Below are 15593 nucleotides of genomic sequence, written 5' to 3' on the forward strand. Positions count from 1 at the left end.
GCAAATTTACCGTGATTCGGTAGCAATTTGCCATGCTTGCGACTGGCAACTGTCATTACCCAAATGAGTGGCATTGGATCTGAAGCTCGCTTGGCGAGTCGCGTGGCGCATTTTGGGGCTTGTGGGCGGCGCTGAGGGTTGTAACCGAAGTGTTCTTATTGTGTGCTCTTCATACGGATGAAGCTGGCAGTCACGGTTGGGGTAGCGATGAAGCTGCGCTATTCAGATGCTTGAGTAGGCGGGATGCCTTCTGGGGTACCAAGCCAGCTGGAACTTCCAAGACCTCCCTTGCCCACATAGGTATTGTAAACAGTTGATTTTAAAGGATTTCATGCGCAAAAAAGACGTGCGTGGACGACTTTAGATGATGAAATAGTGGGGCCGGGTAAGTTGAACTGGATTGTTAACTTATTGATTGTAATAGGTAATTTTCCGTTAGAGATTTGTTTGGAATACCTTTTGGAACACCAAAAATTTCCGCATGGTTGTCGGGGTTCAGATAAGCCTCTCGCTTATAACTTCATGCTTGAATGCGATGACATTGAGTGAATCTCTTGATTCCCTTCATCCTTTTTTCTCACTATCGGCGTGCGTCCGTCTCGTCGCCATCAAAAGGTGGTTGATTGGTCTGCATGGACGCTTCCCACAGGCATGACTCTCGCATCTCCTAGTTGCCCTCGGCGCAAGGTGATGGGTAAAGGCGCGGTAACGGGGGCGAAGGCGCTGACTGCTCCCAGTCACTGGGCAGTAAGGGGCTTACTTCAGGCGGCTGGCTCAGCGATATCTCTGCCAATTATCTTTACTAACCTGTAGCGCTTCCACCATCACAGCGTTAAGGCCCCGTAGTTTCGACATGCTGGCCTCCTATTCAATGATATCCAGTACACTTGCCCCATCTCTAGCCTGCCAGCGGAGCAGGCTACCCGAACAGCTGCTCAAGATTTTTTCGAGTAAAAATGACCCTGATTAAATTAAAAGACCTTGAAGCGCACCTATGGCATGCCGCACACATCATCACCGGCCCCATCGACGCCTCCGACTACAAAACCTACATATTCCCGATCCTATTCTTCAAACGGATCTGCGATGTATATGACGAAGAGTTTGAAGAGGTGCTGGCCAAGGTCGGGAGCGCGGAGCTGGCGCGCGAGAAAATCTTCCATCGCATCCAGGTTCCTGTTGGCAGCCACTGGGATGATGTGTTCGCCAAGTCCCACGATATCGGCAAGGCACTTAAGGATGCTTTTCTAGGCATAGAGCAAGCCAACACCCAGTTGCATGGCATCTTCGGCGATGCCAGTTGGACCAATAAAGAACGCTTGCCGGATGAGCTGCTAGCCACGCTGCTCAACCACTTCAACAAAGTCGATCTCGGGGTTGCCAGCGTTCGTAACGACGATATGGGGCGCGCCTACGAATACCTGATCAAGCGCTTTGCCGACAAAGCCAACAAGAAAGCCGGTGAGTTCTACACCCCGCGCACCATTGTGCGGCTGATGGTCAACATTCTTGACCCCAAAGCGGGTGAAAGCGTTTATGACCCGGCTTGCGGTACGGGCGGCATGTTGCTGGAGACCATTCACCACGTTCGAGAAAACGCGGGTGATCCCCGGCTGCTGAAGCTCAAAGGTCAGGAAAAGAACTTGACCACTGAAGCCATTGCCCGCATGAACCTGTTTCTCCATGGCCAGGAAGACTTTGAGATTGTTCGCGGCGATACCCTGCGTGAGCCCAAGTTTCTGATCTATGACCGGCTCGAAACCTTTGATTGCGTGATCGCCAATCCACCGTTCAGCCTCAGCGAGTGGGGATATGAACAGTGGGCGGCGGACGCCTACAGCCGCAACACATACGGCGTGGCCCCGAAAACCAACGGTGACTTCGCTTGGGTGCAGCACATGTTCGCCTCCCTCAATGCCGATGGGCGAATGACGGTTGTGCTGCCTCATGGCGTGCTGTTTCGCGGTGCTGCCGAGGGCAGAATCCGCACCAGCCTGCTCAAAGAGAACCGCATCGAAGCCATTATCGGCGTGGCCCCCAACCTGTTTTACGGCACCACTATCCCTGCTTGCATCCTGCTGCTGCGCAAGCAGCGCCCTGATGAGCATCGTGACCATGTATTGATCATCAATGCCGAGGAGATTTTCACCAAAGGGCGCGCGCAGAACACCCTGAGCAATGCCCAGGCGGATCAGATTTACCAGATCTACCTAGAGCAGTATCAGCAAGGCCCCTCTGCCATGCCATTGGAAGGCGTAGCGCGCTGGGCGCCACTGAGCGAGATCGCAGAAAACGACTTCAACCTGAACATTGCCAGCTATGTGCAAAAGCCGCTGGAAGAAGAAACCATCACCGTCGAAGAGGCGCTGAAAGACTTCCAGCAGAAACTGGCCGCATTGGAGCAGGCCGAGCAGGAGCTAGAAGAGTTGCTGATCAAGGAAGGGTTTGAGCTATGAGCACGGATAGCGCCGACAGCAATACCTCGCAGTTCATCATCTATCAGAGCGAAGACGGGCAAACCCGGCTGGATGTGCGCTTTGTCGACGAGTCAGTATGGCTGACCCAGGCCTTGATGGCGGAGCTGTTCAGCACCACGCCAGAGAACGTGCTGATGCACCTGAAGAACATCTTCAGCGAGGCCGAGCTTGATCAAAATGCAACCACTAAGGATTTCTTAGTAGTTCGTCAAGAAGGCACACGCCAGGTAAAACGCAGCCTCAAACACTACAACCTGGACGCCATCATCTCCGTGGGGTATCGCGTACAGAGCCATACGGCAACCCGCTTCCGCCAATGGGCCACCCGGCAGCTGCGCGAATACATCGTCAAAGGCTTCGTGCTCGATGATGAACGCCTGAAAAACCCTGACCAGCCCTTCGACTACTTTGAAGAGCTGACGCGGCGCATTCAGGATATTCGCACCAGCGAAAAACGCTTCTACCAAAAGATCACCGACATCTACGCCACCAGCGTGGACTACGACCCAACCCAGGATGCCAGTATCGGCTTCTTCAAAACCGTGCAAAACAAAGTGCACTGGGCAATTACCGGGCAAACCGCTGCCGAGCTTATTCACCGCCGCGCCGACAGCAGCAAACCCCATATGGGTCTGACCAACTGGCGCGGTGCCAAGGTGCGCAAGCAGGATATCGCCAACGCCAAGAACTACCTCACGGCAGATGAACTCAGCGCCTTGAATAACCTGGTCGAGCAATACCTGGTGTTTGCCGAGGGCCAGGCCATGCGCCGCATCCCCATGTCCATGGCTGACTGGGTGAAAAAGCTCGATGGCTTCCTGACCTTGAACGACCGCGACATTCTCGACAATGCCGGCAAGATCTCCCACGACATGGCCAAGCAACACGCCGAGTCGCAGTACGAGCAGTTTCACCAGCGGCGCCAAAATGCAGATGCCGCCGACGCAAACAAACGCCTCGCCGACCTAAGCCAGCTTGCTCATCAGCTATCAGACAAGACCCGTAAGAATGATTGATTACCAGAAAAATCGGGCCTCCCAGCTCGGCAAAAAGAAACTCGAAGACCTCCTTTGGGGAGCGGCCGAGTTTCTGCGCGGACAGATCGACGCCTCCGACTACAAGCAGTACATCTTCCCGCTACTGTTCTATAAACGCCTGTCCGACGTTTACCTTGAAGAGTATGTCGAGGCCATGGAAATCAACGAGGGCGATGCTGACTATGCCGTCATGCCCATGTTTCACCGCTTCCATATTCCCCAGGAGGCGCGCTGGGAAAAGGTGCGCCACACCAGCAAGAACATCGGCGAAGCCATCCAGAATGCCCTGCGCTTGATCGAGACCCACAACGAACGCCTGCATGGCGTATTCGGCGATGCACAGTGGACTAACAAGGAGCGTTTGCCCGATCACTTGCTGGCAGACCTGATTCAACACTTCAGCAAAATCCCCCTAGGCCTCAAATCAGTGGCCCAGGACGACTTGGGCGAAGCTTATGAATATCTGATCAAGAAGTTCGCCGACGACTCCGGCCACACTGCCGCTGAGTTCTACACCAACCGCACCGTGGTGCACTTGATGACCCGTATCATGGGGCTCAAACCCGGTGAAACCGCCTATGACCCCACCTGCGGCACTGGCGGCATGCTGCTTAATGCAGTGATGGACCTACGGGACGAAGGTAAGGAATGGCGTAGTGTCAAACTCTATGGTCAGGAAGTGAACTTGCTCACCTCCGCCATCGCCCGTATGAACATGTTCCTGCACGAGATCGAAGAGTTCGAAGTGCTACGCGGCGACACCCTGGCCGAGCCCAAATTTATCGAGGACGATCAGCTCAAGCAGTTCGACGTGATCTTCGCCAACCCGCCGTACTCCATCAAAAAATGGAACCGCGACAAGTTTGCTGCCGACCCCTATGGCCGCAATCTCTACGGCGTACCGCCCCAAGGCTGCGCCGACTATGCCTTTTACACCCATATCATCAAAAGCCTGAAGCCCGGCACAGGCCGCGCCGCCATGCTCTGGCCCCACGGCGTGCTATTCCGCGACTCTGAGCAGGCCATCCGCAAACAGGTCATCGAGTCAGACATTATCGAAGCAGTGATCGGTCTCGGCCCCAACCTATTCTACAACTCGCCAATGGAATCCTGCGTGGTGGTGCTCAACTGCAACAAACCCGCTGAGAGCAAAGGCAAAGTCCTGTTTATAAATGGTATCGAGCATGTCACCCGCGAGCGCGCCCATAGCCGGCTCTCGGATGACGACCTGGCTGTGCTCACCGAAGCCTATTTTGCCCCGGGCAAGCAGCTGGCCATTGCCCAGCTAGTGGATATCGAGACGATTCGCGAGAACCAGCACAATCTATCGATACCGCTATATGTGCAGGCCCGCAGCGATGTAGAGGTGCACGATATTGAACATGCCATTGAAGCCTGGAAAATCAGCCGGGTTCAGTTAAAGAAGCAGACCAGTAAATTATTTAAAAGCCTCGCAGTAATGGGGTACGAGGTGAGCAACACATGACAGCGCAGCAGTTACCCGAAGGTTGGCAAATGGTGACGTTTGGCGATATAGCCAAACATATTTCCTCGCGCGTCGAACCCAGCGAAACCGAGCTTGATATTTATGTTGGCTTAGAACATCTGGATCCAGATAGCTTAAAGATCAAGCGGCATGGCGTGCCCAGTGATGTGGCTGGGCAAAAGCTTCTGGTTAAAAAAGGCCAAATTATCTTTGGTAAGCGTCGTGCTTATCAACGCAAGGTTGCCGTAGCGGATTGGGACTGTATTTGTTCTGCTCATGCGATGGTCCTGGAAGCAAATCCGGAGAAAGTGATTCCAGAGTTTCTGCCGTTTTTTATGCAGTCTGATGTGTTTATGAGTCGTGCTGTTTCCATTTCGGAAGGCTCCCTTTCTCCAACAATAAAATGGAAGGCGCTTGAGAGGCAGGTGTTCAAAGTTCCTACGAAAGCAAAGCAGCTGGCTCTTGTAAGTTTATTTGCATCTTTGCAGTTAAATATCTTTCATGCGCAGGACGCGTTAATCGCCCTTGATGAGTTGAGAAAGCGATTAATTAATTCGTTTTTGCAAGGGAGTGGAGAGGCTAATCCTATTAACGGTGCGCCAAATGGAAGGCTGCCTAGTAATTGGAAGATTGTTTCGCTCGAAGATATTTTTATAAATAAAGACAATATGAGAGTCCCGATTAAATCTTCTGATAGGAAGAAGATTTCTGGAAAAATTCCATACTACGGTGCATCGGGAATAATTGATTACGTTGATAGGCATATATTTGACGAGCCTATAATGCTGCTTTCTGAAGATGGGGCTAATTTAGTCGAGAGAAAAACACCTATTGCTTTCAAGGTGGAAGGGAAGTCCTTTGTAAATAATCATGCTCATGTGTACAAACCTAAAGACGTTATCGATATCGACTATATTGTGGCGTTAATTGAGTGTATGGAAATATCCCAGCATCTTACTGGTACTGCCCAGCCGAAATTAAATAAAAACAAGGCGGATAACATGCTTTTCCCTTATCCTCCACGTAACGAAAAGGTTAATTTTGTCTCGCTTATTAACTCGTTGACTCAAGAGAGGGTGATTCTTGAAAGTAAGCTGGCGGAGCTTTTCAGGCTTCGGAACTTAGTTGGAAACGGTACCGATATTGGAGAACAATAGTGTTTAGCGAGCAAACCGTCACCGAAAATGGAATTATCGACCGTTTAAGAAATTTAAGCGGGGTAAAGTGGACTTACTGCCACGGCGAAAGCCTGCCCAAGAAGGCGCAGGATATCTTTGTCGATGAGTGGCTAAAAGACGCGTTATGTTTGTTAAACCCAGCTATCGAAAAACAGCCGGATTATGCCGATGAGGTGATCCACAAGCTGCGCGGTGTGCTGTTGGAGGCGTCGCACAGTGGCTTGGTCAGGGCCAACGAAAATTTCCAAGCGTGGCTGCTGGCCGAAAAAACCCTGGCCTTTGGCGAGAACGGTGAGCACGTCACCATCAATCTGATCGACTTCGACAACCTCGACAACAACCATTTTGTGGTGGCCCAGCAGGTGCACTATGTAGCGGCTGGCGAGGTGTTCTTCGATATTGTGCTGTATGTAAACGGCATCCCGCTGGTAGTAGGTGAAGTGAAAAGCGCCACTCGCCCCAGTGTCAGTTGGCAAGACGGCGCCGCAGACTTTATGGGCGGCAAGAAGCACTACTGGCGGAATGTGCAGGCTTTTTTCGTGCCCAACTTGCTCTGTTTTGCAAGCGAGGGTAAGACCTTTGCCTACGGCGCGATTAATGCCCGGGTCAAGGATTGGGGCCCCTGGCACCACACGGATCAGCGCGAAGATATTCCCGCCACGCTGGCCTCCGTGCTGTCGAGCGCCGAAGGGCTGCTGAACCCGCAAACCCTGCTGCAGCTTCTGGCCTCGTTCGCGCTGTTCTCTACCCATAAAACTGGTAAAGACACGCCGCCCAAACGCATCAAATTGCTGCCGCGTTACCCGCAGTTCGAGACGGCCAAGCAGATCGTCGAGCGGGTCAAACAGGGTTACCCGAAAAAAGGCCTGATTTGGCACTTCCAAGGTTCGGGCAAGTCGCTGCTGATGCTCTACGCGGCCAAAATGCTGCGTGCCGACAATGAGCTCAAAAACCCCACCGTGCTGATCGTGGTTGACCGCCGCGACCTGGACAGCCAGATCAGCGAAACCTTCGGCGGTGCCGATGTGAAAAACCTGATCAAGGTGCAGAGCTGTAAGAAGCTCGGTGAACACATCGAGCAGGATAGCCGCGGTATCCTAATCACCACCATTTTCAAGTTCAAAGATGTTGAGATTGATGAACTCAATCCGGCTGGCCTAAATAGTCGCGAGAACATCATCGTGCTGGTGGATGAAGCTCACCGCACCCAGGAAGGCGGCTTGGGCGAGAAGATGCGCTGGGCGCTGCCCAATGCTCACTTCTATGGCCTGACTGGCACGCCGATCTCTGGTATCGAGCGCAATACCTTCAAGTTGTTCGGTGCCGATGAAGACCCCGGCCGCTATATGAACCGCTATAGCTACAAACAGTCGATACGCGACGGTGCCACTAATCCGGTTAAGTTCGAGCCCCGTTTAGCCGAATTGCGGGTTGACCGTGAGGCGATCAATGAAGAGTTCGAACAACTGGTCAAAGACAACAACCTGGACGAGGACGAAAAGGCCGCCCTGTCCAAACGCGCCGGCAAGCTGGCCGTGATGCTCAAGGCGCCGAAGCGCATGGAGGCCATCAGCGCCGACATTGCCGAACACTTCACCAGCCATGTGCAGCCGAAAAAGATGAAGGCCATGGTGGTGGTCTACGACCGCGATGCCTGCGTGCAGATGTATTACCTACTTGGTAGCAAGCTGGGTTTCGACGCACTGGAGGTAGTCATGAACCTCGACCAGGCTCCGGTGAAGGATGAGAACGGTAAGCTCAACAAGGACTGGAACAAGTGGAAGGAAGAGCTCGATCTACCGATCAAGCAAGCCGACTTTGAGCGCTGGCAGAAATTCGATGGTGAAGAACAGGCGCAGAAAAACCTGCTGGAAACCTACAAAGACCCGAAACAACCCCTACAACTGCTGATCGTGACCGCCAAGCTGCTGACCGGTTTCGATGCGCCGATCTGCTACTGCATGTACCTGGATAAACCGCTACGCGACCACACCTTGCTGCAGGCCATGTGCCGCACCAACCGCCTGTATGAGGCGGACGGGGTGGTCAAGCGTATGGGCCTGATCATCGATTATCTGGGCGTATTCGAAAACCTGCGCACGGCGCTGGCTTATAACCCGGAAGAGATCGACGGGATTGTCGAAGGCATCGAGAAATTCAAGGAGTTGCTGCCGGAGCAGCTGAAACAGTGCCTGGCCTTCTTCCCGAGTGTAGACCGCACCCTTGAAGGTTTCGATGGCATCCTGGCCGCACAGGAGTGCTTGCCGGACAATAAAAAACGCGATGAGTTTGCCGCAGCCTTTGGCGTGCTGGCCAAACTCTGGTCGGCCATCAACCCCGACCCTTTCCTGACGCCCTACCGGCAGGATTACAAATGGCTGGCGCAAATCTATGAATCAGTACGCCCGGTTGGTCAAACGGGGGCGCTGGTCTGGGCCGCGTTAGGGCCCGAGACCATTAAGATGATTCACGAGCACACCGATATCAGTCGCATACGCGATGACATCGATGAGCTGATCATGGATGAACACGCGATATTCACCCTGACCGAGAAAGAGCAGGAGAAACGTGCCCGCCGGCTGGAAATAGACTTGATGGGACGTCTGCGCGGCCATGGCGAGGCTGTATTCGTCGAGCTGGGCGAGCGCCTGGAGAAGCTGCGCCGAGAATATGAAGCGGGCGTAATCAAGGCCATTGATTGGCTCAAGGGCCTATTGGATGCCGCCAAAGATACGGTGCAGGCCGAGCGTGAAACCGGTGACCCGGTGGTAACGGAGGCAGACAACAAGCAGGCGCTGACCAAACTCTTCCTGGAAACCCGCCCGGAAACCACGCCGAAGCTGATTGGTGATGTGGTCGAGCAGATCGACAAAATTGTCAATGCTACTCGCTTTGAGGGCTGGCAAAACTCTAACAGTGGCCCACGCGAAATCCAGAAAGCATTGATGCTGACCCTAGCGCAGTTTGGCCTGAGCAAAGACAAAGACCTGTTTGAGAAGGCATACGCCTATATTGAAGAACATTATTAAGTCGATGATGACGTACGGCCATGCGATGAAGTTAGGTGACGTCGGCAAGCAGTTCCATGGCAACAGGGCGTCGTAATCTTCAACTGAGGACAAGGAATTGACGCTTCGCCCATCAAGTCCAGCTGTAGTCTGAGGGAATGGAACCGCGTTGTAGTTAATGGGACAGGGCGAGCCGCCAGCTCGAGGCTGGTTGCTGCGGTTGCTGCGGTTGCTGCGGTTGCTGAGTCAATGTCGAGCTTACGCTTCTAGCCGACCGCAGCCCCTTGATACCGGTGATATCACATATACCAGTCAGGCCAGTCTAAATACGAAACGGGCGGTTACCTAGCCGCTTCCAGATCAGCAGCGCGGTAAGTTGATAGCAATATCGGGTAGCCTCGGAGCGATCCCTCAGATAGTGAGTTAGAAACCAACGAACATGCTTGAGTTGCCAAGTCCAGGGGTTATCCCGTTGCCATCGTTCTTGAATGGCCGCTTGCATGGCTCGGGCTTGCCGTAGGTGTCGTTGCTGCGTGACCTTCGAGCCGGTCAGTATGCCACTCAGGAACAGCGCCATATCGAAGGGTTTGGTCACGCTCGGCCTCCAATGTAGGCCGACACCACATCGACTCGGTTATGCCCGAGTTCAAGGCTGATCTGTTGCCGCGCCTGTTGATCAATGGCGCGATCAATGCGATAACAGCGGCCACCATTGATCGGGGCCGCGTGGCCCGTGAGCTGCTCGTAACGCTCGCAGGCGTAGGCCGCTCGCAGTTCATGAAAACCCTTCAGCTCTTGTGCATGCAGCGTTTCGCGGGCGGGGAGCACGGTCTGTTGCAGGAATGCGGCGTAGCTTTCGACGCGGGACAGCAAGTTGCGGCTGCCGGTCGGCGACGCATCACGGGCCAACTGCAGTGCCGCCTTCACCTCTTCATTGGCCACGACCCATCGCTGTGCTAAAGCCCCTGAGCGGCCGCCTTTGGTGCCGTCCTGGATGTTGATGCGACCTAAGTGTTCGGCTTCGCGTTGCAGTCGTGGCAGGTCAGCCAGGATCGCTTCGCGCAGGCGCATACCGGTTGTTCGGGCCAAAAGAACAATCGCGGCTACCCGCTCGTGTTGCTGTTCGCCAAGCGCCTCGAGTACTCGCCGCACCTGTTGGCGGTCTTGGCCATCCGGTGCGCGGGTGCGTACGCTCGAACGCTGTTGGCCTAACGCCTGGCTCGGACTGGCGATCCTCACGTCCTGATCACCGCGCAGCGCAGCGAGGGTGCGATTGACGCTGCTCAGGCGGTTCTGCGCGGTAGCGATGCAGAGTTCGCCTTGCTGGATCTGCTGGCGCAGGTACGCGGCGTAGTCCTGCAGTGTCTGTCGGTCGATCTGGCGCGCATCGTTATAACCCGGGCCGTCCTCTGACCGGCACCAACGCACAAACGCTTGCCAGCGATCGCTATGCGCTTTGACCGTGGCAAAGTGGCCGCCGGCAAACAGATCCTTGAGTGCTTGTGGGCCGGCATAGCTTAGCTGGCGGCCATAGCCAAAGTTGCGACCCTCACGCCGACCGACCAAGGCCATCGTTATCACCGTTTTCGTTTGTTTGCAGAAAGAGCAGCAGGGCTTTCCAGTGAGGGCTGAGCCTGTCCAGCTGCTGCCAGTGTGTCGGGCGGATCAGGAGGGTGTTCTCCTGGTGTTGCAGTAGCGCCCCTTCCTCGCGCAGTTGCTCGATCAGCAGGGCAATGTGGGCAGGCTCAGGAGGTGGTGTGGCGACAGCGGCGACAGTGGCGACAACCCGCGTCGTTTCTGGCCTGACGCGTGGCGACAGGCTGGCGACAGAGGCGGCGACACGACGCGATTCAGGTTGTAGTTGATGTTGCGCTTGGTAGCGGCGCACCGCGTCATTGAGGCGAAACATGGCGGACCTCGAAAGTTTTTCCGTCACGGCTGCTCAGCCAGCGATGAGTGATCAGCACGACCAATAGAGAGGCGGTATGGTCAGCGCTCTTGCGGGCAAAACGCGGGCCGTTGCGATTGACATCGCGAAGGGCGAAGTGAGTCCAGCCTTTCTGCACCAGCCAGCGCAGCAGTCGATCCGCCTCTTCGCATCGGCTATTCACCGGCTCCTGTTCGGTCAGGCGTTGGATCTCGGCCAGGTAGTAATCCATCAACGTGGAAGCGCGCTGGATGTGTGCTTCGTCCAACGAACTGGCCTCTTCAACCATGGCCAGCACACCTGCGATGCGCAGTACATTCGCCGCGGCCTTGCCTGCGACAGGCTGGACGCAGGCCAGCTCGCCGAACTCGCCAGACTGACATTCGATGGTGTCGTGAATATCAATCCAGGCACGACGGGCCCGGGGAGTCAGCTCCAGCGTGGTGGGATTGAGTGAGCCATCCTTGTGAAGCGACCAGGGCTGTTGCAGCAGGGCGGTGATCCGCTGTTGGTAGCGCTGGACTCTGGCATCCCGGCTCAAGTCGATCGCCTTGTAGAGCCGCTGGCCGGCCAGGCGCTCGGGCCAACTGATTAGGCAACGGCCGAGGATGCCTTGGCCATTGATCACCGGGTCTTTGAACAGCTGGTTGGCAAGGTAGGGTTGCAGCATCAGATGCAGACTGAGGCGGCGGTCATAGGCCCGCAGGCTTTCGCCTGTCATGGAGCGCGCCCGGTCGATCGGGCTGCCATCCCACAGTGTCGACAAGGTGGTGATCGCCTTGAGCAGATTCTCTTTGCTCATGGTGCTGCTGCCCAAGAACTGGCCACCTTCATCATTAAACAAGCCCATGCTGGGCAAGCCATGGCACAGACTTTTGACCAGGGCCTCAATGGTGGGTTCGGCAATGATCAGTCTCGGCGGTACCGGCTCGGATGGCTCACCGCCTTCCGCCTCCGCGTGTCTCCTTGAGGTTTTGGGTTTGTCCCTGATGCTGGTAGCGGCGCGATAGACTTTGAGCTTTTCCGCATAAAGGGTCCACTGCTGTCGTTCCCAGTCGCGCGCCGCCTTCAGTGCCAGATGATCCACCGCGCTTTTGCGATCACCCGAGGACGCCACCGTCAGTAGGTAGAGGGACAATGGATAGGTTCGGCCATCGAGTTCGACATTGGCATGACCCTGACTCACCAGGGCAGCGCTGGCCAGCACCGATTGCGCGGCCATGGCGCAGGGCACGCCGATCACCTCGGCCAGTCGTTCGACCGCAGGGCCCAGCAGATCCCCGAGTGCTTCGACCGGGTAGGGCAGTGGTGCCTGCTGGTATTCCAGCAACGGTTGTGGTGGCTCGAACGCTTCGCACAGTTGCATCGCCCTTCTCCTGAGATTATCGACTTCGTCCTCACTCATCCCGCCACGGTTGTTGAGTGTTATCAGGGATCAAGGCCCCTGCGACCTGTGAGGTTTGTCCACTTACGCGGGACTGACGGCTCCTTACGACCGGGAGCTTGGGCATCTCATGATCTGGCCTCCTGAACACCGATAGCGGTGGGCGGGTGGAGGCTGCACTGGCTGACGAGACCGGCGCCGCGAGATCCTGAGTCGGGTGAAGGCAGCGAGGTGATGACCGGGGCATGCCTGACTGTCAGTCAGGTGCAGTCCATTCCATGGACTGCGGCACCGTCATCGGCATCGCTGTTGCTGGTGACTTCGGTGTTTGTCACGCCGATTGTCACGAGGGGGAATACCGCAAAGCCTTGTACGAGTTGGGCTGCAGCAGCGGTAGGAGCGCCCGTCTCTTTAGGGGGCAAAGAGACGGGCAAAAACTTGGCGCAAGAAATGGCCAAGCGGATAAATTGCTGCAGAGCAGCCAGGAGGGGGCATGAGTTGCCGCAGTGGGCATTCTGGAAGAAGTGGCATCCATCACATCGCTGTGACCGTGCGAGCCGCCGGACGCTAATCGCACTTTGGGAGAACCACCACAATGTGGCGTAGCCTCAACGGCTCTGGCTACCTGGGTGCTGTCGAGGACAGCGCTGGTACAGTTCTGGTGTAGCGCTCGTTCTGCTCGCGGTCAACAGTATTTTGGGGGGCGGCTGTTGCGCCAATCGGTAGCGCTGGAAGACCTTGGAGGCCGGTGGCTTTCTATGGCCGGGTGGTCGTTCGTCGGTTTTTAGGTGAGCCTGCGTAATTGCATAACTTGACCACCGATTTGCCTCGTAACTGACCGGTCAATTGCATTCGTGCTGATCAACCGTTTGCATTCGACTTGACCAGCAAATGCCGTAGTGACGACCGCTGGAGAACGGCCAGAAGCGGCCAGTCGCGTTGACCGCTAAACCATGACGTGGCACTTTGATATCCTCTGCCAATCCCCTTATCCTTAAACCTTCATCTCAATAATTTTTGGCTGTTTCAGGTGAATTCGGTCACCTTTGCCAGAACAAGTTAAGGATCTGCATCGTATGGATTTTTATGGCGCCAGCTTTCATGGTTCTGCACGGCAAGCTTTGACGGCGCCGGAGGGCTATGAATCCGCACGCGCAGCAATGGATGCCATCATTGCCTTTCCCCAACATCAAGGACGATATGAGCAAGTTCCGATCAACTGGGTTGCAGCGGAAGAAGTATTGTCTGGTGAGCTAGCTACTCTCGACATTAGCGATGCCGAGTACTCGAATTTCTACAAAGCACTCGTAGCGATCGGCTATTCCGGCAACGCCTTGCGAGCTCAAATCGTTAAATATGGTTGCGCTCGCTGGAATGAACTTTCCGAGACTATTAGATCCTTGGTGGTTGGGTACATCCCTGACCGCGATACAGGTGCTTCTTATGTTCACTTTGGAGGCGTTATCCGTGACTTCCCAGAGCTTGCAAATGATGATGAGATTTTTAACAGCTTCATTCATTCAATCGAATTCCAACGTGCGAATCTTGAGACCTCTCTCTCTCAGATACGGGTTCTAAGCGGGGACGAAAAACGTGTTGCTCGAGTGCTTCGTGCAATCGGGGCTGCAGGGCATCGTTCGGTCCATCATCAATTTTCTCTGTTGTGTGCGGAATGGGCCGGAGAAAGCGCTTACGGAAAGCTGCAATACGCGTTGTGGTACGACCCCGCCAAGCGTGATCGTCATGAAACTATGGTTAATATGCATATCCCACCTCAGGTGGAAAAACTTGCTAGCTTGCTCGTTGAGTTTGGCTTAGGCGCAAAGGCAGGTAAAAATCATTACAACATATCCAATTTACCCAGTGCGGCAAAAACCTCTTGGCGGGATGAGCTTGCAACCGTTGTTGGCGAAAATAGTGAGTTGGCGGCAGCTGTACTGGAAACCTTTTTTGTTATGGGGCCGGCTGGACAAGACCATGAGTTGCTATCAGCGACCATCAAACTCGCAGAGCGATTGCCCAAGGACGGCTTGGCAGCCCACATCAGCCCTGAGACAACACTAGCCAATCGACGGGCTCGGGCGTGTATGAGCATGATGGAGGGATCGTCCGACGTCCTGGATCTGATGATCCATGCTTATCAAAGCAGTTTCGAAAACGGCGTAAACGCAAAGGCTCCAGTACCCAAAACCTGGCTAGGTGATGCTCGTGTAGAACAGCTTTTTGAGTGCAGTGTTAATGAGATGGCAAGAATCGTCGGAGACGAAATTTTCGACAATCTACATGCTGGTGAAGAATCACACTTAAGTGAGCTGTTCAAGGAATTGAAGTTCTGCCTTGAAAAACTGTCCAGTCAGCTCGCCTTCGCAGCTAATGAGCTGGATGCACACGAGAGATTTGATTTCAGCCTTTCGCAAAGAATTATCGGAAAGCCAGAGGAGGGTGGTGCGGGTATCGACCACCCACGTTTTTCTACTGATGTCTGTCTTATCTTCAAAGCTATGGACGATGGAGTTTGTTTGAGCCAACGAGCAACGCTGATCCAGGCCAAAAGACTACAAATGATCAATGGACGGCCGTTTGTGTATTCGATAAAGCGCGATCAGCTCGATGATATCGCAACACAAACGCTCGCCAGCTTCCTGCTACTCTTGGGGCCAGCGCACGGAAGTAGCCGTCTGCCGGTAATACCAGCCGGTCTTATGGTCGATCTGATGAAACAGAACAGTTCAATGTCACTGTCTCCGTCAAATGCTGCCGGTCTAGGCAGGAGTTTCGGCACTTGGTTGTTGGAAGATGTAATTGGGCTTTGGACGGGCGATAGGACTGGCAAACTCGTTGAGAAGGCGCTTGGCCGAGAGAATGGCCGGCCTCGGCTCATCTTCGAGCTTGTTGTGCAGCGTCAATCAAAGGGCTCTGACGGCTGGGCCGCTCTCTAGTACGGTAATCTGTTCGGCTTTCTATAGCCCACGATTGGCAGCTCTGGCTCCAGGCTGTGTAAGAACGTCCCGTACCAACCGGGTGGCTAAAAAACGAACAGAAAAACGCGTCGCTACGTAAATTCTAGATCTGTACACCAGTCGATCTTTTTCAGAA

Annotated in this window: 10 protein-coding genes; 6 read left to right on the plus strand and 4 right to left on the minus strand. The window is 54.6% G+C overall.

Features of this window, described 5'->3' with window-relative positions; all coding sequences use genetic code 11:
• Positions 1–956: 956 nt before the first annotated feature.
• The 5 genes from ASC74_RS09160 to ASC74_RS09180 are packed head-to-tail and all read left to right on the plus strand — an operon-like array spanning position 957 to position 9207.
• Positions 957–2456, plus strand: a complete 1500-nt coding sequence (locus ASC74_RS09160; RefSeq protein WP_056741023.1) for a type I restriction-modification system subunit M — start codon at positions 957–959, stop codon at positions 2454–2456.
• The gene (locus ASC74_RS09165; protein ID WP_056741025.1) at positions 2453–3493 is read left to right on the plus strand and encodes a virulence RhuM family protein; all 1041 of its coding nucleotides are present in this window, start codon (positions 2453–2455) and stop codon (positions 3491–3493) included. The genes ASC74_RS09160 and ASC74_RS09165 overlap by 4 nt, the downstream gene beginning before the upstream one ends.
• Positions 3486–5000, plus strand: coding sequence for a type I restriction-modification system subunit M (locus ASC74_RS09170; RefSeq protein ID WP_056741028.1), 1515 nt, complete (start codon positions 3486–3488; stop codon positions 4998–5000). The genes ASC74_RS09165 and ASC74_RS09170 overlap by 8 nt, the downstream gene beginning before the upstream one ends.
• Positions 4997–6157 (plus strand): restriction endonuclease subunit S, encoded by a 1161-nt coding sequence (locus ASC74_RS31760; RefSeq protein ID WP_162247437.1) that lies wholly within the window; start codon positions 4997–4999, stop codon positions 6155–6157. The genes ASC74_RS09170 and ASC74_RS31760 overlap by 4 nt, the downstream gene beginning before the upstream one ends.
• Entirely contained in the window at positions 6157–9207 is a 3051-nt protein-coding gene (locus ASC74_RS09180) for a type I restriction endonuclease subunit R (RefSeq protein ID WP_056741030.1), read from the plus strand. Before ASC74_RS31760 ends, ASC74_RS09180 begins: the two co-directional genes overlap by 1 nt.
• A gap of 301 nt (positions 9208–9508) precedes the next feature.
• Here the strand turns inward: ASC74_RS09180 and ASC74_RS32035 are convergent, their stop codons facing one another.
• From ASC74_RS32035 to ASC74_RS09200, 4 genes are read right to left on the minus strand one after another with little or no spacing between them, the layout of a single operon-like run.
• A complete protein-coding gene (locus tag ASC74_RS32035; protein WP_056741032.1) occupies positions 9509–9781 on the minus strand; it encodes a hypothetical protein in 273 nt (90 codons plus the stop codon).
• On the minus strand, positions 9778–10758 hold the full coding sequence (locus ASC74_RS09190) for an integrase domain-containing protein (RefSeq protein ID WP_056741034.1): 981 nt from the start codon (positions 10756–10758) through the stop codon (positions 9778–9780). The genes ASC74_RS32035 and ASC74_RS09190 overlap by 4 nt, the downstream gene beginning before the upstream one ends.
• On the minus strand, positions 10736–11095 hold the full coding sequence (locus ASC74_RS09195; protein WP_056741035.1) for a hypothetical protein: 360 nt from the start codon (positions 11093–11095) through the stop codon (positions 10736–10738). Before ASC74_RS09195 ends, ASC74_RS09190 begins: the two co-directional genes overlap by 23 nt.
• Complete coding sequence (locus ASC74_RS09200) at positions 11079–12479, minus strand: YfjI family protein (protein WP_056741036.1); 1401 nt, start codon at positions 12477–12479, stop codon at positions 11079–11081. The genes ASC74_RS09195 and ASC74_RS09200 overlap by 17 nt, the downstream gene beginning before the upstream one ends.
• A 1094-nt stretch (positions 12480–13573) precedes the next feature.
• Between ASC74_RS09200 and ASC74_RS09210 the strand changes: the two genes are divergently transcribed.
• A complete protein-coding gene (locus tag ASC74_RS09210; protein WP_056741041.1) occupies positions 13574–15436 on the plus strand; it encodes a hypothetical protein in 1863 nt (620 codons plus the stop codon).
• The last annotated feature ends 157 nt before the right edge of the window (positions 15437–15593 follow it).

Origin of the sequence: Pseudomonas sp. Root329 (assembly GCF_001424925.1) — a bacterium.
GTDB lineage: Bacteria > Pseudomonadota > Gammaproteobacteria > Pseudomonadales > Pseudomonadaceae > Aquipseudomonas > Aquipseudomonas arabinosi.